This is a genomic window from Escherichia sp. E10V5 (assembly GCF_004212315.1).
GTDB lineage: Bacteria > Pseudomonadota > Gammaproteobacteria > Enterobacterales > Enterobacteriaceae > Escherichia.
Genome location: NZ_RHJM01000010.1, coordinates 16,168 through 35,105, shown reverse-complemented (window position 1 = coordinate 35,105; position 18,938 = coordinate 16,168). Strand labels below are relative to the sequence as shown.

The 18,938-nt window shown below is 52.5% G+C and carries 19 protein-coding genes and 1 pseudogene; 13 read left to right on the top strand and 7 right to left on the bottom strand.

What is annotated here, in order from left to right; all coding sequences use genetic code 11:
* Positions 1 to 237: 237 nt before the first annotated feature.
* From lysO to D9738_RS09325, 7 genes are all read left to right on the top strand, one after another.
* Positions 238 to 1,137: an L-lysine exporter LysO gene (gene lysO, locus D9738_RS09355; protein ID WP_130205245.1), complete on the top strand. Its 900-nt coding sequence runs from the start codon at positions 238 to 240 to the stop codon at positions 1,135 to 1,137.
* A gap of 143 nt (positions 1,138 to 1,280) precedes the next feature.
* Positions 1,281 to 2,933 carry a hydroxylamine reductase gene (hcp, locus tag D9738_RS09350; RefSeq protein WP_130205243.1) on the top strand — a complete coding sequence of 551 codons (1,653 nt, stop codon included), beginning with the start codon at positions 1,281 to 1,283 and terminating at the stop codon, positions 2,931 to 2,933.
* An 11-nt stretch (positions 2,934 to 2,944) separates the two neighbouring features.
* Positions 2,945 to 3,913, top strand: a complete 969-nt coding sequence (gene hcr / locus D9738_RS09345; protein WP_130260062.1) for an NADH oxidoreductase — start codon at positions 2,945 to 2,947, stop codon at positions 3,911 to 3,913.
* A gap of 132 nt (positions 3,914 to 4,045) precedes the next feature.
* Positions 4,046 to 5,764 (top strand): ubiquinone-dependent pyruvate dehydrogenase, encoded by a 1,719-nt coding sequence (poxB, locus tag D9738_RS09340; protein ID WP_130260061.1) that lies wholly within the window; start codon positions 4,046 to 4,048, stop codon positions 5,762 to 5,764.
* 36 nt (positions 5,765 to 5,800) lie between these two features.
* On the top strand, positions 5,801 to 6,802 hold the full coding sequence (gene ltaE, locus D9738_RS09335) for a low-specificity L-threonine aldolase (RefSeq protein ID WP_130260060.1): 1,002 nt from the start codon (positions 5,801 to 5,803) through the stop codon (positions 6,800 to 6,802).
* 10 nt (positions 6,803 to 6,812) lie between these two features.
* A complete protein-coding gene (locus tag D9738_RS09330; protein ID WP_130260059.1) occupies positions 6,813 to 8,243 on the top strand; it encodes an SDR family oxidoreductase in 1,431 nt (476 codons plus the stop codon).
* A 99-nt stretch (positions 8,244 to 8,342) separates the two neighbouring features.
* Complete coding sequence (locus tag D9738_RS09325) at positions 8,343 to 9,356, top strand: NAD(P)-dependent oxidoreductase (RefSeq protein WP_130260063.1); 1,014 nt, start codon at positions 8,343 to 8,345, stop codon at positions 9,354 to 9,356.
* Here D9738_RS09325 and D9738_RS09320 read toward each other — a convergent pair.
* Both D9738_RS09320 and D9738_RS09315 read right to left on the bottom strand, forming a co-directional pair.
* Positions 9,353 to 10,183, bottom strand: a complete 831-nt coding sequence (locus tag D9738_RS09320; RefSeq protein WP_130260058.1) for an N-acetylmuramoyl-L-alanine amidase — start codon at positions 10,181 to 10,183, stop codon at positions 9,353 to 9,355. The two genes, D9738_RS09325 and D9738_RS09320, sit on opposite strands and share 4 nt — an antisense overlap.
* Entirely contained in the window at positions 10,180 to 10,503 is a 324-nt protein-coding gene (locus D9738_RS09315; RefSeq protein ID WP_001160732.1) for a heavy metal-binding domain-containing protein, read from the bottom strand. The genes D9738_RS09320 and D9738_RS09315 overlap by 4 nt, the downstream gene beginning before the upstream one ends.
* A 125-nt stretch (positions 10,504 to 10,628) precedes the next feature.
* Here D9738_RS09315 and D9738_RS09310 point away from each other — a divergent pair, with 125 nt between their 5' ends.
* The 6 genes from D9738_RS09310 (at position 10,629) to artJ (ending at position 15,256) form a co-directional block, all read left to right on the top strand.
* Positions 10,629 to 11,144 (top strand): lipoprotein, encoded by a 516-nt coding sequence (locus D9738_RS09310; RefSeq protein ID WP_130260057.1) that lies wholly within the window; start codon positions 10,629 to 10,631, stop codon positions 11,142 to 11,144.
* A gap of 217 nt (positions 11,145 to 11,361) precedes the next feature.
* On the top strand, positions 11,362 to 12,090 hold the full coding sequence (artP, locus tag D9738_RS09305; protein ID WP_000027211.1) for an arginine ABC transporter ATP-binding protein ArtP: 729 nt from the start codon (positions 11,362 to 11,364) through the stop codon (positions 12,088 to 12,090).
* 17 nt (positions 12,091 to 12,107) lie between these two features.
* Positions 12,108 to 12,839: an arginine ABC transporter substrate-binding protein ArtI gene (artI, locus tag D9738_RS09300; RefSeq protein ID WP_130222141.1), complete on the top strand. Its 732-nt coding sequence runs from the start codon at positions 12,108 to 12,110 to the stop codon at positions 12,837 to 12,839.
* A gap of 6 nt (positions 12,840 to 12,845) precedes the next feature.
* Positions 12,846 to 13,562, top strand: coding sequence for an arginine ABC transporter permease ArtQ (gene artQ / locus D9738_RS09295; protein ID WP_130205229.1), 717 nt, complete (start codon positions 12,846 to 12,848; stop codon positions 13,560 to 13,562).
* On the top strand, positions 13,562 to 14,230 hold the full coding sequence (artM, locus tag D9738_RS09290; RefSeq protein WP_000464489.1) for an arginine ABC transporter permease ArtM: 669 nt from the start codon (positions 13,562 to 13,564) through the stop codon (positions 14,228 to 14,230). The genes artQ and artM overlap by 1 nt, the downstream gene beginning before the upstream one ends.
* A gap of 294 nt (positions 14,231 to 14,524) precedes the next feature.
* On the top strand, positions 14,525 to 15,256 hold the full coding sequence (gene artJ, locus D9738_RS09285; RefSeq protein ID WP_130260056.1) for an arginine ABC transporter substrate-binding protein ArtJ: 732 nt from the start codon (positions 14,525 to 14,527) through the stop codon (positions 15,254 to 15,256).
* Positions 15,257 to 15,281: 25 nt separating this feature from the next.
* Here the strand turns inward: artJ and D9738_RS25415 are convergent.
* The 5 genes and pseudogenes from D9738_RS25415 to potH all read right to left on the bottom strand — a co-directional run.
* Positions 15,282 to 15,380: pseudogene (locus tag D9738_RS25415) on the bottom strand (hypothetical protein); the annotation flags it as partial.
* 50 nt (positions 15,381 to 15,430) lie between these two features.
* Positions 15,431 to 16,558 carry a 23S rRNA (uracil(747)-C(5))-methyltransferase RlmC gene (gene rlmC, locus D9738_RS09280; RefSeq protein ID WP_130260055.1) on the bottom strand — a complete coding sequence of 376 codons (1,128 nt, stop codon included), beginning with the start codon at positions 16,556 to 16,558 and terminating at the stop codon, positions 15,431 to 15,433.
* Between the two features lie 40 nt (positions 16,559 to 16,598).
* Positions 16,599 to 17,087 carry a YbjO family protein gene (locus D9738_RS09275; protein ID WP_130260054.1) on the bottom strand — a complete coding sequence of 163 codons (489 nt, stop codon included), beginning with the start codon at positions 17,085 to 17,087 and terminating at the stop codon, positions 16,599 to 16,601.
* 59 nt (positions 17,088 to 17,146) lie between these two features.
* Complete coding sequence (gene potI, locus D9738_RS09270) at positions 17,147 to 17,992, bottom strand: putrescine ABC transporter permease PotI (protein WP_130258187.1); 846 nt, start codon at positions 17,990 to 17,992, stop codon at positions 17,147 to 17,149.
* A complete protein-coding gene (gene potH / locus D9738_RS09265) occupies positions 17,989 to 18,933 on the bottom strand; it encodes a putrescine ABC transporter permease PotH (RefSeq protein ID WP_130205217.1) in 945 nt (314 codons plus the stop codon). The genes potI and potH overlap by 4 nt, the downstream gene beginning before the upstream one ends.
* Positions 18,934 to 18,938 lie beyond the last annotated feature (5 nt).

Sequence of the window (18,938 nt, the reverse complement as noted above, 5' to 3'; positions counted from 1 at the left end):
GAGCCCGGGGGTGCAGGGGGCGGCGGCGATTGGCCGCCCCCTGCGTGCTCCCTGCGCCAGTGGCTTTATATGGCATTGCACATGAAAGGAGCTCAACAATGCTAAACACTCATAGAGAATTAAAAATCCCCCTCTGATGCATAACATTTCCTTTTAATTGCAACTTTACTCGTCCTTCCGCTTTCAGTAGTGTGTCATCGCGCATTTCGACTTCTTCTTTGCAAGGACTGGGTTTTCATGTTTTCTGGGCTGTTAATCATTCTGGTTCCCCTGATTGTGGGTTACCTCATTCCACTTCGCCAAAAAGCTGCGTTAAAACGCATTAATCAGCTATTAAGCTGGATGGTTTATCTCATTCTCTTTTTTATGGGTATCAGTCTGGCGTTTCTCGATAATCTCGCCAGTAACCTGTTGGCGATTCTGCATTATTCCGCTGTCAGTATTACCATTATTTTACTGTGCAATATTGTCGCCTTGCTGTGGCTGGAACGCGGTTTGCCGTGGCGCAATAGCCACCAGCAAGAGAAATTGCCGTCGCGTATTGCGATGGCACTGGAATCGCTGAAACTGTGTGGCGTCGTGGTGATTGGTTTTGCTATTGGCCTTAGCGGATTAGGTTTTTTACAGCACGCTACCGAAGCCAGCGAATACACGTTAATTCTGTTACTTTTCCTCGTCGGTATTCAGTTGCGCAATAATGGCATGACCTTAAAGCAGATTGTCCTTAATCGCCGGGGAATGATTGTCGCCGTGGTGGTGGTTGCCAGTTCATTAATTGGCGGTTTAATTAACGCCTTTATTCTTGATCTCCCCATCAATACCGCGCTGGCAATGGCCTCCGGTTTCGGCTGGTATTCTCTTTCCGGTATTTTGTTGACCGAATCTTTTGGTCCGGTAATCGGGAGCGCGGCGTTCTTCAATGATTTAGCGCGTGAGTTGATCGCCATTATGTTGATCCCTGGCCTGATTCGCCGTAGCCGCTCTACTGCACTGGGCTTATGCGGTGCCACATCAATGGATTTCACCCTGCCCGTTCTTCAGCGTACAGGTGGGCTGGATATGGTCCCGGCAGCGATTGTTCACGGTTTTATTCTCAGCCTGTTAGTGCCGATCCTCATCGCCTTTTTCTCCGCATAATACCTCTCTGGCGGTAGATCCCTGCCGCCAAAATTGCGCTAAATCAATCTCCCTTAAAGTTGCATGAAAAATCCCTTTTATCCCCGCGTTAAGCGACTTAACCTTAAACATGTATATTAAATATAACTTTAAAAGGTGTGATCATGTTTTGTGTGCAATGTGAACAAACTATCCGTACTCCGGCAGGAAACGGCTGCTCATACGCGCAGGGGATGTGTGGTAAAACGGCGGAAACCTCTGACCTTCAGGATTTACTCATCGCGGCGCTGCAGGGGCTTTCTGCCTGGGCTTTAAAAGCGCGTGAATACGGCATTATCAACCACGATGTAGACAGCTTCGCGCCGCGCGCATTTTTCTCAACCCTGACCAACGTTAACTTCGATTCTCCGCGTATTGTCGGCTACGCTCGTGAAGCGATTGCCCTGCGCGAGGCGCTGAAAGCACAATGCCTGGCTGTAGATGCCAACGCCTGCGTCGATAACCCGATGGCTGACCTGCAACTGGTGAGCGATGATCTCGGCGAACTGCAACGTCAGGCAGCTGAATTTACGCCAAATAAAGATAAAGCCGCGATTGGCGAAAACATTCTCGGCCTGCGTCTGCTGTGTCTGTATGGCCTGAAAGGTGCGGCGGCCTATATGGAACACGCCCACGTTCTCGGTCAATACGACAACGATATTTACGCCCAGTACCATAAAATCATGGCGTGGCTGGGGACCTGGCCTGCCGATATGAACGCGCTTCTTGAGTGTTCAATGGAAATCGGCCAGATGAACTTCAAAGTGATGAGCATTCTGGATGCAGGCGAAACCGGTAAATACGGTCACCCGACGCCAACCCAGGTCAACGTCAAAGCGACGGCGGGCAAATGTATCCTGATTTCCGGTCACGATCTCAAAGATCTCTACAACCTGCTGGAACAGACCGAAGGTACGGGCGTTAATGTCTACACCCACGGCGAAATGCTGCCTGCTCACGGCTACCCAGAGCTGCGTAAATTCAAGCATCTGGTCGGTAACTACGGCAGCGGCTGGCAGAATCAGCAAGTGGAGTTCGCTCGCTTCCCTGGCCCTATCGTGATGACTTCGAACTGCATCATCGATCCAACCGTAGGGGCTTATGACGATCGTATCTGGACCCGCAGCATCGTTGGCTGGCCGGGCGTGCGTCATCTGGATGGCGAAGATTTCTCTGCGGTCATTGCCCAGGCGCAACAAATGGCAGGCTTCCCGTACAGCGAAATTCCGCACCTGATCACCGTGGGCTTTGGTCGCCAGACGCTGCTTGGCGCAGCAGATACACTGATTGATCTGGTAAGCCGTGAAAAACTGCGTCATATCTTCCTGCTTGGTGGCTGTGACGGCGCACGCGGCGAACGTCACTACTTCACCGATTTCGCCACCAGCGTGCCGGATGACTGCCTGATCCTGACTCTCGCCTGTGGTAAATATCGCTTTAACAAACTTGAATTTGGCGATATCGAAGGTCTGCCGCGTCTGGTGGATGCTGGTCAGTGTAACGATGCTTACTCAGCGATTATTCTGGCTGTCACTCTGGCAGAAAAACTGGGCTGTGGGGTGAATGATCTGCCGCTGTCGCTGGTGCTCTCCTGGTTTGAACAGAAAGCGATTGTCATTCTACTGACACTGCTTTCTCTGGGCGTGAAAAATATCGTCACCGGCCCGACTGCACCTGGTTTCCTGACACCAGATCTGCTGGCGGTGCTGAACGAGAAATTCGGCCTGCGTTCTATCACCACTGTTGAAGAAGACATGAAGCAACTGTTGAGCGCGTAAGGAGTTTGTCGATGACGATGCCAACGAATCAATGCCCGTGGCGGATGCAGGTTCATCACATTACGCAAGAAACGCCGGATGTGTGGACGATTTCCCTGATTTGCCACGATTACTACCCATATCGCGCCGGGCAATATGCGCTGGTCAGCGTGCGTAACTCAGCAGAAACGCTGCGTGCTTACACCATTTCCTCCACGCCAGGCGTGAGTGAATACATCACACTGACCGTGCGGCGGATTGATGACGGTGTTGGCTCCCAGTGGCTGACCCGCGATGTAAAACGCGGTGACTATCTCTGGCTTTCGGACGCGATGGGGGAATTTACCTGCGACGATAAAGCAGAAGATAAATTCCTGTTGCTGGCGGCAGGCTGCGGCGTTACGCCAATTATGTCGATGCGTCGCTGGCTGGCGAAAAACCGTCCGCAGGCCGATGTGCAGGTGATCTACAACGTGCGTACGCCGCAGGATGTAATTTTCGCCGATGAGTGGCGTCATTATCCGGTAACACTGGTGGCGGAAAATAACGTTACCGAGGGGTTCGTTGCCGGACGCCTGACTCGTGAACTGCTGGCAAGCGTTCCTGATTTAGCCTCACGTACCGTGATGACTTGTGGTCCGGCACCGTATATGGATTGGGTGGAACAGGAAGTGAAGGCGCTCGGCGTGACGCGTTTCTTTAAAGAGAAATTCTTTACGCCAGTGGCGGAAGCGGCGACCAGCGGTCTGAAATACACCAAACTGCAACCGGCGCAAGAATTTTACGCTCCGGTTGGCACCACGCTGCTGGAAGCACTGGAAAGCAATAAAGTTCCGGTTGTCGCCGCCTGTCGTGCGGGTGTTTGCGGCTGCTGTAAGACGAAAGTGGTTTCCGGTGAATATACGGTGAGCAGCACAATGACGCTGACCGACGCCGAAATCGCTGAAGGTTACGTACTGGCCTGCTCCTGCCATCCGCAGGGGGATTTGGTTCTCGCGTAATCACCTTATGCCCGATGATATTCCTGTCATCGGGCTGTTTAACCGTTAGTGCCTCCTTTTTCTCCCATCCCTTCCCCCTCCGTCAGATGAACTAAACTTGTTACCGTTATCACATTCAGGAGACGGAAAACCATGAAACAAACGGTTGCAGCTTATATCGCCAAAACACTCGAATCAGCAGGCGTAAAACGCATCTGGGGAGTCACGGGTGACTCACTGAACGGTCTTAGTGACAGTCTTAATCGCATGGGCACCATCGAGTGGATGCCTACCCGCCATGAAGAAGTGGCTGCCTTTGCCGCTGGCGCTGAAGCACAACTTTCAGGAGAACTGGCGGTCTGTGCCGGATCGTGCGGCCCCGGCAACCTGCACTTAATCAACGGCCTGTTCGATTGCCACCGTAATCACGTTCCGGTACTGGCGATTGCCGCCCATATCCCTTCCAGCGAAATTGGCAGCGGCTATTTCCAGGAAACCCACCCGCAAGAGTTATTCCGCGAATGTAGTCACTATTGCGAGCTGGTTTCCAGCCCGGAGCAGATCCCACAAGTGCTGGCGATTGCCATGCGCAAAGCGGTGCTTAACCGTGGCGTTTCCGTTGTCGTGTTACCGGGCGACGTGGCGCTAAAACCTGCACCAGAAGGGGCGACCACGCACTGGTATCATGCGCCACAGCCAGTCATAACACCGGAAGAAGAAGAGTTACGCAAACTGGCGCAACTGCTGCGTTATTCCAGCAATATCGCCCTGATGTGTGGCAGCGGCTGCGCGGGGGCGCATAAAGAGTTAGTTGAGTTTGCCGGGAAAATTAAAGCGCCTATTATTCATGCCCTGCGCGGCAAAGAGCATGTCGAATACGATAATCCGTATGATGTCGGAATGACGGGATTAATCGGCTTCTCGTCAGGTTTTCACACTATGATGAATGCCGACACCTTAGTGCTGCTCGGCACACAATTTCCCTACCGCGCCTTCTACCCGACCGATGCCAAAATTATTCAGATTGATATCAACCCAGCCAGCATCGGCGCGCATAGCAAGGTAGATATGGCGCTGGTCGGCGATATCAAATCAACCCTGCGCGCATTGCTGCCACTGGTGGAAGAAAAAACCGATCGCAAGTTTCTGGATAAAGCGCTGGAAGATTACCGCGATGCCCGTAAAGGGCTGGACGATTTAGCTAAACCGAGCGAGAAAGCCATTCACCCGCAATATCTGGCGCAGCAAATTAGTCATTTTGCCGCCGATGACGCCATCTTTACCTGTGACGTTGGCACACCTACGGTATGGGCGGCACGTTATCTGAAAATGAACGGCAAGCGTCGCTTGTTAGGTTCGTTTAACCACGGTTCGATGGCTAACGCCATGCCACAGGCGCTGGGCGCGCAGGCAAGCGAGCCAGAACGCCAGGTGGTCGCCATGTGCGGCGATGGCGGTTTTAGCATGTTGATGGGCGATTTCCTCTCGGTAGTGCAGATGAAGCTGCCAGTGAAAATTATCGTCTTTAACAACAGCGTACTGGGCTTTGTGGCGATGGAGATGAAAGCTGGTGGTTATTTGACTGACGGCACCGAACTACACGACACCAACTTTGCCCGCATTGCCGAAGCGTGCGGCATTACGGGTATTCGCTTGGAAAAAGCCTCTGAAGTCGATGAAGCCCTGCAACGCGCTTTCTCCATCGACGGTCCGGTGCTGGTGGATGTGGTGGTTGCCAAAGAAGAATTAGCCATTCCACCGCAGATCAAACTCGAACAGGCAAAAGGTTTTAGCCTGTATATGCTGCGCGCAATCATCAGTGGACGCGGCGATGAAGTAATCGAACTGGCGAAAACGAACTGGCTAAGGTAAAAAGGGTGGCATTTCCCGTCATAATAAGGACATGCCATGATTGATTTACGCAGTGATACCGTTACCCGACCGAGCCGCGCCATGCTCGACGCGATGATGGCCGCCCCGGTTGGGGACGACGTTTACGGAGACGACCCTACCGTTAATGCTCTGCAGGACTATGCGGCAGAGCTTTCCGGTAAAGAAGCCGCCATTTTTCTGCCTACCGGCACTCAGGCCAACCTGGTCGCTCTGCTCAGTCACTGCGAACGCGGCGAAGAGTATATTGTCGGTCAGGCGGCGCATAACTATCTGTTTGAAGCCGGTGGCGCAGCAGTGCTGGGCAGTATTCAACCGCAACCCATCGACGCTGACGCCAACGGCACGTTACCGCTGGATAAAGTGGCGATGAAAATCAAACCCGACGATATTCACTTCGCCCGCACCAAATTGCTCAGTCTCGAAAACACCCACAACGGCAAAGTGCTGCCGCGTGAATACCTGAAAGAAGCATGGGAATTTACCCGTGAGCGCAATCTGGCGCTGCATGTTGACGGTGCGCGCATCTTTAACGCCATCGTGGCTTATGGCTGCGAACTGAAAGAGATCACGCAATATTGTGATTCGTTCACCATTTGTCTGTCGAAAGGTCTTGGTACGCCAGTCGGTTCGTTACTGGTCGGTAACCGTGACTACATTAAACGTGCCATCCGCTGGCGGAAAATGACCGGCGGCGGGATGCGCCAGTCCGGGATTCTGGCAGCCGCCGGGATGTATGCGCTGGAAAATAACGTCGCGAGGCTGCAGGAAGACCACGATAACGCCGCCTGGATGGCGGAGCAGTTGCGTGAAGCAGGCGCAGATGTGATGCGTCAGGACACCAATATGCTGTTTGTTCGTGTCGGGGAAGAAAATGCTGCCGCGTTAGGCGAATACATGAAAGCGAGAAACGTGCTGATTAACGCCTCGCCGATCGTCCGCCTGGTGACCCATCTCGACGTCTCACGCGAGCAACTGGCTGAAGTCGCCGCCCACTGGCGCGCATTCCTGGCGCGTTAAGGAGAGAGACGTGCCGCAACGCATTTTAGTTCTCGGTGCCAGTGGCTACATTGGTCAGCATCTGGTGCGTACACTCAGCCAGCAAGGGTATCAGATCCTGGCGGCGGCACGTCATGTCGACAGGCTTGCAAAGCTGCAACTGGCAAACGTCAGTTGTCATAAAGTCGATCTCAGCTGGCCGGATAACCTTCCGGCCCTGTTGCAGGATATCGATACCGTCTATTTTCTGGTGCACAGCATGGGCGAAGGCGGCGATTTTATCGCTCAGGAGCGTCAGGTGGCTCTCAACGTCCGTGATGCGCTGCGCGAAGTGCCAGTTAAGCAATTAATCTTTCTCAGCTCGTTGCAGGCTCCGCCACATGAGCAGTCGGATCATCTGCGCGCCCGTCAGGCCACGGCGGATATTTTGCGAGAAGCCGGTGTGCCGATTACTGAATTGCGCGCCGGAATTATCGTTGGTGCAGGTTCAGCGGCGTTTGAAGTGATGCGCGATATGGTCTACAACCTGCCGGTATTAACGCCGCCACGCTGGGTACGTTCACGCACCACGCCCATCGCGCTGGAAAACCTGCTGCACTATCTGGTGGCACTGTTAGATCATCCGGCCTGCGAACATCGGGTCTTCGAAGCCGCCGGGCCAGAGGTGCTCAGTTATCAACAACAATTTGAACATTTTATGACCGTGAGCGGTAAGCGCCGCTGGTTGATCCCCATCCCCTTTCCGACCCGCTGGATTTCGGTGTGGTTTCTCAATGTGATTACTTCCGTACCGCCCACCACCGCCAAAGCGTTGATTCAGGGGCTGAAACACGATCTGCTGGCAGATGACACCGCATTACGTGCACTCATTCCACAACCGCTGATCGCTTTCGATGATGCGGTACGTCGCACATTGAAAGAGGAAGAAAAACTGGTCAACTCCAGCGACTGGGGATATGACGCGCAGGCTTTTGCTCGCTGGCGACCAGAATACGGTTACTTCGCCAAACAAGCCGGTTTTACGGTTAAAACGTCCGCCAGCCTTCACGCGCTATGGCGGGTAGTCAATCAAATCGGCGGTAAAGAACGTTATTTCTTTGGCAATATTTTGTGGCAGACCCGGGCGCTAATGGACCGCGCGATCGGTCATAAAGTGGCGAAAGGTCGCCCTGAGCGGGAATATTTGCAGACGGGAGATGCGGTAGATAGCTGGAAAGTGATTGTCGTTGAAGCGGAAAAACAACTTACGTTGTTATTTGGTATGAAAGCACCGGGACTGGGGCGGCTTTGTTTTACGCTGGAGGATAAAGGCAACTACCGCACCATAGACGTTCGCGCTTTCTGGCATCCGCACGGCATGCCAGGCCTGTTTTACTGGCTTTTCATGATCCCTGCGCATCTGTTTATTTTTCGCGGTATGGCAAAACGAATCGCCAGACTTGCAGAACAAATCACAGATTAATCGAAAAAAACCTGCGTGATTCTTTCATGTTTCCCATTGCATCAAGGGGGAAATCACGAAAGAATGCGCACGTCGTCTTATCAACAACAGTGGAATGATATGAAGGTACTGGTTACCGGCGCTACCAGCGGCTTAGGTCGAAACGCGGTTGAATTTTTATGCCAGAAAGGCATCAGCGTGAGAGCGACCGGTCGCAACGAAGCGATGGGCAAATTGCTGGAAAAAATGGGTGCCGAGTTTGTCCGGGCGGATCTGACCGAACTTGTCTCATCGCAGGCTAAAGTGATGCTCGCAGGCATTGATACGCTGTGGCACTGCTCCAGCTTTACCTCGCCGTGGGGAACGCAGCAGGCTTTCGACCTGGCCAACGTTCGCGCTACGCGTCGCCTGGGCGAATGGGCTGTTGCCTGGGGAGTGCGTAACTTTATTCATATTTCTTCGCCTTCACTGTACTTCGACTATCATCACCACCGGGATATCAAAGAAGATTTTCGCCCTCACCGCTTCGCTAACGAGTTTGCCCGCAGCAAAGCTGCCAGCGAAGAAGTGATTAATATGCTTTCGCAGGCGAATCCACAAACACGCTTTACTATTCTGCGTCCACAAAGTCTGTTCGGACCGCACGATAAAGTGTTCATCCCCCGCCTGGCGCATATGATGCACCACTACGGCAGCATTCTGTTACCGCACGGCGGCAGTGCGCTGGTCGATATGACCTACTACGAAAATGCCGTGCATGCCATGTGGCTGGCGAGCCAGGAAAACTGCGACAAACTGCCGTCCGGCAGGGCATACAACATTACCAATGGTGAGCATCGTACACTGCGCAGCATCGTGCAGAAGCTCATCGACGAACTGAATATTGATTGTCGTATTCGTTCAATTCCCTACCCGATGCTGGATATGATCGCCCGCAGCATGGAGCGTTTAGGCCGCAAATCAGCGAAAGAGCCGCCGCTAACCCACTACGGCGTCTCCAAGTTGAATTTTGACTTTACGCTGGATATTACGCGTGCACAGGAAGAGTTAGGTTATCAGCCTGTCATCACGCTGGATGAAGGGATCGAGAAAACTGCCGCCTGGTTACGCGACCACGGAAAACTGCCGCGCTAATCCTGACCGTATTTCTCCAGCAACGCTTGTGCAATTGCCAGAGTTTCTGCATCCGCTTCGCCGTTATATAACGTCGGGCGGAAGTGCATCTGGAACGCCATAATCACTCGTTGCTGTTCGCCAGGAGTCATTTCTGGTTTCACGTCATAGCCGTAACGGGCCAACAGTTCCAGCAATGAGGCGGTATCTACCGGTGTGTGCGGCGCGCGCCCGGCAAGATAAAAGTTCACCCGCTGCGCATCAGGCCAGGCACCAATCCCCTCTTGTGCCAGTTGCTGCCAGGGAAATAATGGCCCGGGATCATCTTTGCGCTGCGGCGCAATATCTGCATGAGCCACTACGTTTTCCGGTTTGATGTGATAGCGGGCGATAATATCCTTCGCCAGTGGAATGAGCGCCTGAATTTGTGTCGGTTCAAATGGCGCAAAATATTTCACCCCCGCTGATGTTTTCCAGCCGCGATTTTCCAGCTCAATACCTATAGAGGTGTCGTTAAGGCGCGTTGCCCCGCGCCAGGCGCTAATCCCCGCATGCCAGGCCAGTTCCTGTTCCGGTACCAGTTGCCAGATACGCGGCTTGCCGTTGTAAAGTGGTGGCTCGGCAGGAACCAGGTAATGCGAACTTACGTGCTTATCGGTCAGTGTCGCCAGTGACGTATCAAAGTCCTCTGCGGTGTAGTGGATCACCAGCACTTTAATGCGCGGATACGCCGCCTGCGCCTGGCGTCGGGTATCAAGCTGGTATCCATCTTTCTCGACAATTCCTTTTTCGCCTGCACACCCAGCCAGGAACAAAGCTGCGGCAACCAGCCAGAAGACTCTGCTCATCGACGCGTTTTCACCGCCGTTCCGCTGACGCTAACCATCAGCATACTGCCGTTTTGCCCGACCGTTTCGTAGTCGATATCAATGCCGACCACGGCGTCAGCCCCCAGCGCTCGCGCCTGCTCACCAAGTTCCTCAAAGGCTATCTCCCGCGCTTTACGCAGTTCTTTTTCATACGCACCGGAACGTCCGCCAACGATATCGCGGATCCCCGCAAAGAAATCGCGAAAAATGTTAGCGCCTAAAATCGCTTCGCCGGTCACCACACCGCAATATTCAACGATGGTCTGGCCTTCAAGTGTTGGGGTTGTGGAAAATTGCATGATCGATCTCCTTGTTTGCTAAGCCTTCGATCTTCAAAGCATTATCGGACTGATACGCTATTATTGAAAGGATATCATTATTATCGTAGAACGCTTTCAAGGTGTTCGCTTATAAGGAAATCATTATGCGCTACAGCAAATTGACTATGCTTATCCCTTGCGCACTGTTACTCAGTGCTTGTACCACCGTCACGCCTGCCTATAAAGATAATGGCCCCCGTACGGGATCTTGCGTTCAGGGCGGACCTGACAGCGTGGCCCAGCAGTTTTATGACTACCGCATTTCGCACCGCAGTAACGACATTACCGCTCTGCGTCCATATTTAAGTGACAAACTGGCAACTTTGCTGAGTAATGCCAGCCGCGATAACAGCCATCGTGAATTATTAAGCAGCGATCCGTTCTCCAGTCGCACCACTTTGCCTGACAGCGCACAAGTTGCCAGCGCCTCGACCATCCCAAATCGCGATGCGCGCAATATTCCGCTGCGGGTGAATCTGAAACAAGGCGACCAGAGCTGGCAGGATGAAGTGCTGATGATTCAGGAAGGACAGTGTTGGGTGATCGACGATGTACGCTATTTAGGTGGCAACGTACACGCACCTGCCGGCACTCTGCGCCAGTCCGTTGAGAACCGCTAAAACCTTGATTAAACGATAACCTCCATAAATTGTCTGGCATTCTGTGAAGAATGCCGACATTTATGCTCGCCGCCCTTCGCCGCCGTTATTTTGTGCTATGTTTATTGAATAATGCGCTTTGCTTTTAACTTTTAAAGCAGAAATATTGCATAATTATTCTGTCAAAGGTACTATCTTCGACTTCAATAGCTATCCGACTGCCAGTATACGAGTGTCAATGAGTATTCAATTAAACGGCATTAATTGCTTCTACGGCGCGCATCAGGCGCTGTTCGATATCACGCTGGATTGCCCGCAAGGCGAAACGCTGGTGTTACTTGGCCCCAGCGGCGCGGGGAAAAGCTCGCTGCTGCGTGTACTCAATCTGCTAGAGATGCCGCGCTCCGGTACGCTCAACATCGCAGGCAACCATTTCGATTTCACTAAAACGCCATCTGACAAAGCGATCCGCGAGCTGCGTCGTAACGTCGGGATGGTGTTTCAGCAATACAACCTATGGCCGCATCTGACGGTACAGCAAAACCTGATTGAAGCGCCCTGCCGCGTGCTGGGGTTGAGTAAAGATCAGGCACTGGCCCGTGCAGAAAAACTGCTGGAACGTCTGCGTCTCAAACCTTATAGCGATCGTTACCCGCTGCACCTGTCTGGTGGTCAGCAACAACGTGTCGCTATCGCCCGCGCGCTGATGATGGAACCGCAGGTACTGCTGTTTGATGAACCGACCGCCGCGCTGGATCCGGAAATTACCGCACAAATCGTCAGCATTATTCGTGAGCTGGCGGAAACGAATATTACCCAGGTGATCGTCACCCACGAAGTTGAAGTGGCGCGTAAAACCGCCAGCCGTGTGGTGTATATGGAAAACGGTCACATCGTAGAACAAGGCGATGCGAGCTGCTTTACCGAGCCGCAAACCGAAGCATTTAAAAACTATCTCTCTCACTAAGATTCGGGATAACAACAATGAAAAAAGTTCTGATTGCCGCGCTAATTGCAGGTTTTAGTCTTTCCGCCACAGCTGCCGAAACCATTCGTTTTGCTACCGAAGCCTCTTATCCTCCGTTTGAATCGATGGATGCGAATAACCAGATCGTCGGTTTTGACGTCGACCTGGCACAGGCGCTGTGTAAAGAGATTGACGCAACCTGCACTTTCTCTAACCAGGCGTTTGACAGCCTGATCCCAAGCTTGAAATTCCGTCGCGTAGAAGCAGTGATGGCGGGCATGGATATCACTCCGGAGCGTGAAAAGCAGGTGCTGTTTACCACCCCGTACTATGACAACTCCGCACTGTTTGTGGGTCAGCAGGGTAAATACACCAGCGTTGATCAGCTGAAAGGCAAAAAAGTCGGGGTTCAGAACGGGACGACGCACCAGAAGTTCATTATGGATAAGCACCCGGAAATCACCACAGTTCCGTATGACAGCTACCAGAACGCAAAACTGGATCTGCAAAACGGTCGTATCGACGGCGTATTCGGTGACACCGCGGTAGTCACCGAATGGCTGAAAGATAACCCGAAACTGGCGGCAGTGGGCGACAAAGTGACCGACAAAGATTACTTCGGTACTGGCCTCGGCATCGCGGTACGTCAGGGCAATACTGAGCTGCAGCAGAAACTCAACACTGCGCTGGAAAAAGTGAAGAAAGATGGCACTTACGAAACCATCTACAACAAATGGTTCCAGAAGTAATTCCTGATGAATGAATTTTTCCCTTTAGCAAGCGCCGCCGGGATGACCGTCGGCCTTGCCGTTTGTGCATTGATTGTCGGACTGGCGCTGGCGATGTTCTTTGCGGTATGGGAGTCAGCAAAATGGCGTCCTGTCGCGTGGGCAGGTTCGGCGCTGGTGACGGTTCTGCGCGGCCTGCCAGAAATTCTGGTGGTGCTGTTTATCTATTTTGGCTCCTCACAGCTGCTGCTGACGCTTTCGGATGGCTTCACCATCAATCTTGGGATTGTACAGATCCCGGTGCAGATGGACATCGAGAACTTCGACGTTAGCCCGTTCCTTTGTGGTGTCATCGCTCTGTCGCTGTTGTATGCCGCCTATGCCTCGCAAACGCTGCGCGGTGCATTAAAAGCGGTGCCAGTTGGCCAGTGGGAATCCGGTCAGGCGCTGGGGCTGTCGAAATCGGCTATTTTTTTCCGCCTGGTGATGCCGCAGATGTGGCGTCATGCGTTGCCTGGCCTCGGTAACCAGTGGCTGGTGCTGCTGAAAGATACCGCGCTGGTCAGTTTGATTAGTGTGAATGATTTAATGCTACAAACCAAAAGCATCGCTACCCGTACCCAGGAACCATTTACCTGGTACATTGTGGCGGCGGCGATTTACCTGGTGATTACTCTATTGAGTCAGTACATTCTCAAACGCATTGACCTGCGCGCGACACGTTTTGAGCGGAGGCCCAGCTAATGTTTGAGTATTTACCCGAACTGATGAAAGGGCTGCACACCAGCCTGACGCTAACCGTTGCCTCGCTGATTGTAGCGCTGATTCTGGCGTTAATTTTTACCATCATTCTGACGCTGAAAACGCCAGTGCTGGTATGGCTGGTGCGGGGTTATATCACGCTGTTTACCGGTACGCCGCTGTTGGTGCAGATCTTCCTGATTTATTACGGGCCGGGCCAGTTCCCGACGTTGCAGGAATATCCGGCACTGTGGCATTTACTGTCAGAACCGTGGCTGTGTGCACTGATTGCGTTGTCGCTGAACAGTGCGGCGTATACCACGCAACTGTTTTACGGCGCGATCCGCGCGATCCCGGAAGGTCAATGGCAATCCTGTAGCGCCCTGGGAATGAGCAAAAAAGACACGCTGGCGATCCTGCTGCCGTATGCCTTTAAACGCTCACTCTCTTCGTATTCCAACGAAGTGGTGCTGGTGTTCAAAAGTACCTCTCTGGCTTACACCATTACGCTGATGGAAGTGATGGGTTACAGCCAGTTGTTGTACGGGCGCACCTACGATGTGATGGTATTTGGCGCGGCGGGGATTATTTACCTGATCGTTAACGGCCTGCTGACGCTGATGATGCGCCTGATCGAGCGTAAAGCGCTGGCGTTTGAGCGACGGAATTGATATGGCTGCGTGCTGATGCCGGATGCGGCGTAAACGCCTTATCCGGCCTACATTAGCTGGATGATTTGTAGGTCTGATAAGACGCGCCAGCGTCGCATCAGACACCAGCACAGAACCCACATAGTGCATAAATTATTATAATAAAGACGGACAACCCACTAAGTTGTCCGTCTTTTTTTATACCAATTAAATTATTTAATCATATTTATTGCATATAAATTCACTTAATGGCATTGTTAATCCATGCCGCAGACACGGCCAAAAATCATAAGATTGACAGACGGGAGTTCCATCATGAAAAAGTTAGTTCTTGCCGCTTTACTTGCATCCTGTACGTTCGGCGCTTCTGCCGTGGAGAAAATCAATTTTGGCGTATCAGCGACCTATCCTCCGTTCGAGTCGATGGATGCCAATAACCAGATTGTCGGCTTTGATATCGACCTGGCAAAAGCCTTGTGCAAACAAATGCAGGCAGAATGTACTTTTACTAATCACGCGTTCGACAGCCTGATCCCGTCGCTGAAATTCAGAAAATATGACGCCGTTATCTCCGGTATGGATATCACGCCAGAGCGTAGCAAGCAGGTATCGTTTACCACGCCCTACTATGAAAACTCAGCCGTCGTAATTGCCAAAAAAGATACCTACAAAACGTTTGCCGATCTGAAAGGCAAACGCATTGGGATGGAAAACGGCACCACGCACCAGAAATATATTCAGGATCAGCATCCGGAAGTGAAAACTGTCTCCTATGACAGTTATCAGAATGCCTTTATCGATCTGAAAAATGGCCGTATTGATGGGGTATTTGGTGACACCGCGGTGGTGAACGAATGGCTGAAAACCAATCCGCAACTGGGCGTTGCTACTGAAAAAGTGACCGATCCGCAGTACTTCGGCACCGGCCTGGGTATCGCTGTACGTCCTGATAACAAAGCTCTGCTGGAAAAACTGAATAACGCGCTGGCAGCAATTAAAGCGGATGGCACGTATAAGAAAATCAGCGATCAGTGGTTCCCGCAGTAATTGAGACTGATGATAAAAGTAAGATTGCCTGATGCGCTACGCTTATCAGGACCACATCAACTCTGCAATGTATTGATTTAGCATGATTTTGTAGGCCGGATAAGGCGTTCACGCCGCATCCGGCATGAACAAAGCGCACCTGATCAGCAATCTGAAGCCGCACCTGCGGCTTTTTTATTGCTTCACCAGCAGCGTCAGCACTTCATAGTGCGCGGTGTGCGGGAACATATCAAAAAGCTGTACCCGCTCAATGCGATAACCAGGCAGTTCGCGAATATCTTTGGCCATGGTTTGAGCGTTACAGCTGGAGTAAATGATAAAACGTGGTGCCATCGTTGAGAGATAATCACACAGCGGTTTACCAATGCCCCGGCGCGGCGGGTTAACCAGCACCAGCTCCGGCACCGCCCCCTGAGCGGTGGCAAACTGAGTGGAATCCAGCGCCTGAAATTGCAGACGCGTTAAGCCCAGTTCAGCGGCTGACTGCTTCGCACAGGCAATGGCTTCTGGCGCAATTTCGATCCCGGTTAACTGCATGTCAGCCGTCGCGCAGTGTAAACCAAAACCACCCACGCCGCAGAACAGATCCCACATATGTTTAACCGGCAGCTGCCGTACCCAGTCGCGCGCGGTGGCATACAGCTGGCTGGCGACCGCCGGATTAGTCTGGAAGAAACTTTGCGGGCGGATCCACAGCGGCACATCGTTAAAACGCTCTCCCAGCGACTGTTGTTCCGTCAGGTAGATCTCCGTCTCCCCTTCCATAATCGCCATATGTACCGGCTGAATATTGACGGTAATGACTTTCAGCTGCGGCAATTGTGCCTGTAACCACGGCAATGCCTTACGCAGTTGTGCCAGTTTGGTTTCAGAACGCAGTACAAAGCGCAGCATCATGCCGCCATCACTCTGGCTTTCAGTCAGCAGAATGTATTTCAGTTCGCCACGCTTACGCGCCACGTTGTAGGGCGTTAACCCCGCACGGGCGATAAACGGTTTTAGCACCGCAAAAACGGGCGCAAATGAGGCAGGATAAAGCGGGCAATCGCAAAGATCTTCCGGCGTGCCGTCGCGATGCAGCATTCCGAGCCGTGGTTTTTCAACACTGCCACTCACCACCATTTTGGCTTTATTACGAAACCCTTGTTTCGGGCCAGACACCGGCGCGCACCATTCCTCAACCGGAAAATCGGCCAGCAGATTCTTAAGATCGGCGGTTTTAGCGGAGAGTTGCTGTGGTATCGGCTGCGTTATCCACTGACAGGAACGACAGCGACCCGCGTCGTAAAGTGCGCACTGCATACATTGACCTTCACATCATCAGGGGCGACGATTATACACATTATTGCAACTGGAAGAACCGCCGACTGGTCGAGGGAACGAACAGCAGCATCAGGATGAGCATATCCGGCAGCTTCTGCAGCATCAGACTATGGAAGATTTCACGTTTTGATTCACCGGGAATGCTGAACAACTCCGGATAACCATAACCCAGCGAAGCCGCCCACAAGTAACTGGCGGCCGTGATTTGTGTCAGCAGATACAGCCAGCGCGCCCAGCGACGCCCTTTCACCAGCGAAAACGCACACCAGACCTCAATAAAAACCAGCGCCAGACTGCTTAAAAAGACCAGCGTTAAACTCCAGGTTTGTACGCTGCGATGAATGAACTCGCCAATACCGCGCACGCCTAATGTATTGAAAATCATCAACACGTCGAGGCCACGGATCATAATAATGGCGAGCGCCGCCACCTGCACCAGCGCAGGCACATTCAGGCGAGCATGTGATGAAGATGTTTTCTTAAAAAATCCCAACGATTCGTCTTCCATGAAAACAATGCCGCGACATGCGCGGCATTATGTAGCCAGGTTGGCAAATTTTAGTGTCTTCAGCCACGTCTTGCACGCTGGATATCGCGTATCCGCTGCTTTTCTGCGCGAGCCATCAGATACCAGGCGATAAATCCGACAATTCCGACCGCACCGAGAATTAACGTTGCAAGTGCGTTAATTTCTGGATTCACCCCCATCCGCACGCTGGAGAAGACCAGCATCGGTAACGTGGTGGCTCCCGGCCCGGAAACAAAGCTGGCAATAACCAGATCATCAAGCGACAAAGTAAAAGCCAGTAACCAGCCAGAAATGATCGCCGGCATAATCATCGGTAGCGTAATGACGAAAAACACTTTCAGCGGCATCGCACCGAGATCCATCGCCGCTTCTTCTATCGATCGATCCAGTTCCCGCAGACGCGACGAAATAACGACTGCCACATAAGCCGTACAGAAAGTGACATGCGCCAGCCAGATGGTGAGCATACCGCGATCCGCAGGCCAGCCAATGGCATGAGCAAGCGCGACGAACAACAACAACAGCGACAAGCCCGTGATCACATCTGGCATCACCAGCGGCGCGGTGATCATAAAGGCAAAACCATTTGATCCGCGAAACCTGCCAAAACGCACCAGCACCACCGCCGCAATAGTCCCGAGGATCGCCGCCGCCGTCGCCGCACAGGCAGCAATTGTCAGGCTTAAACCAACCGCACTCATCATTGCGTCATCGCGCAATAACTCACCGTACCAACGCGTTGACCAGCCCGCCCACACCGTCACCAGCTTCGAGCTGTTAAATGAATAGATAACCAGCATCAGCATTGGCGCATAAAGAAAGGTGAAGCCCAGCAGCAAAATCACAATCCGCCAGGGCGAACGAACGACCGGTAAATTATTCATCCGTGTTCTCCCACACTTTTTTGCTGATACTTGTGGAACCACATAATAGGCACGATTAGCAGCAACAACATGATAATCGCCACTGCCGAGGCGACAGGCCAGTCACGGTTATTGAAGAACTCCTGCCACAGCACGCGGCCAATCATGATGCTATCCGGACCGCCGAGCAGTTCCGGGATCACAAACTCGCCAACCGCAGGAATAAAGACCAACATCGATCCGGCAATAATTCCGCCTTTGGTGAGTGGCACGATCACGGTAAAGAACGTTTTCAGCGGTCGTGCACCGAGATCCAGTGCCGCTTCCACCAGCGAATAATCAATACGCATCAACGCGGTGTAGATTGGCAGCACCATAAACGGCACATAGGCGTAAACAATGCCAATATAGACCGCCAGGTTGGTATGCAGAATGGTCAGTGGTTGATCGATAACGCCCAGCCACAGCAGGAAGTTATTCAGCACGCCATTGTTTTTTAATATTCCCATCCAGGCATAAACGCGGATCAGAAACGAGGTCCACGACGGCAGGATCACCAGCAGCAATAAGATATTGCGGGTCGAGGGTTTACTGTGCGCCACCGCCCACGCCAGCGGGTAGCCAAGCAATAAGCAGCAGATGGTCGAAATCGCTGCCACCTGTAACGACTGGAGATAAGCATCGAAATAGAGCGGATCGTCGGTAAGTTGCAGGAAATTACCAAGATTGAGGGTGATTGACAGTTGCCCGTCGGCCCACTCCATCAGTTCGGTATAAGGCGGAATGGCTCGCGCCATCTCTGCAAGGCTTATTTTAAAGACAATCAGAAATGGCAGCAGGAATAGCAAAATTAACCAGATATACGGCAGGGCAATCACCAGTTTGCGCCCGTGCTTCATCTGCCACTGCGTAAGCCACTGTTTTAACCCGCCCGGCTGGACAGGAGGTTCAAGTGTACTCATCTTTG

Bases quoted from the DNA above. Each gene is read 5' to 3' on its own strand.
- ltaE (WP_130260060.1), top strand. From the start codon at position 5,801: ATGATTGATTTACGCAGTGATACCGTTACCCGACCGAGCCGCGCCATG.
- D9738_RS09315 (WP_001160732.1), bottom strand. From the start codon at position 10,503: ATGCAATTTTCCACAACCCCAACACTTGAAGGCCAGACCATCGTTGAA.
- potI (WP_130258187.1), bottom strand. From the start codon at position 17,992: ATGAATAATTTACCGGTCGTTCGTTCGCCCTGGCGGATTGTGATTTTG.
- artP (WP_000027211.1), top strand. From the start codon at position 11,362: ATGAGTATTCAATTAAACGGCATTAATTGCTTCTACGGCGCGCATCAG.
- D9738_RS09325 (WP_130260063.1), top strand. From the start codon at position 8,343: ATGAAGGTACTGGTTACCGGCGCTACCAGCGGCTTAGGTCGAAACGCG.
- artM (WP_000464489.1), top strand. From the start codon at position 13,562: ATGTTTGAGTATTTACCCGAACTGATGAAAGGGCTGCACACCAGCCTG.
- artQ (WP_130205229.1), top strand. From the start codon at position 12,846: ATGAATGAATTTTTCCCTTTAGCAAGCGCCGCCGGGATGACCGTCGGC.
- poxB (WP_130260061.1), top strand. From the start codon at position 4,046: ATGAAACAAACGGTTGCAGCTTATATCGCCAAAACACTCGAATCAGCA.
- rlmC (WP_130260055.1), bottom strand. From the start codon at position 16,558: ATGCAGTGCGCACTTTACGACGCGGGTCGCTGTCGTTCCTGTCAGTGG.
- artJ (WP_130260056.1), top strand. From the start codon at position 14,525: ATGAAAAAGTTAGTTCTTGCCGCTTTACTTGCATCCTGTACGTTCGGC.
- artI (WP_130222141.1), top strand. From the start codon at position 12,108: ATGAAAAAAGTTCTGATTGCCGCGCTAATTGCAGGTTTTAGTCTTTCC.
- D9738_RS09310 (WP_130260057.1), top strand. From the start codon at position 10,629: ATGCGCTACAGCAAATTGACTATGCTTATCCCTTGCGCACTGTTACTC.
- hcp (WP_130205243.1), top strand. From the start codon at position 1,281: ATGTTTTGTGTGCAATGTGAACAAACTATCCGTACTCCGGCAGGAAAC.
- hcr (WP_130260062.1), top strand. From the start codon at position 2,945: ATGACGATGCCAACGAATCAATGCCCGTGGCGGATGCAGGTTCATCAC.
- lysO (WP_130205245.1), top strand. From the start codon at position 238: ATGTTTTCTGGGCTGTTAATCATTCTGGTTCCCCTGATTGTGGGTTAC.
- potH (WP_130205217.1), bottom strand. From the start codon at position 18,933: ATGAGTACACTTGAACCTCCTGTCCAGCCGGGCGGGTTAAAACAGTGG.
- D9738_RS09275 (WP_130260054.1), bottom strand. From the start codon at position 17,087: ATGGAAGACGAATCGTTGGGATTTTTTAAGAAAACATCTTCATCACAT.
- D9738_RS09320 (WP_130260058.1), bottom strand. From the start codon at position 10,183: ATGAGCAGAGTCTTCTGGCTGGTTGCCGCAGCTTTGTTCCTGGCTGGG.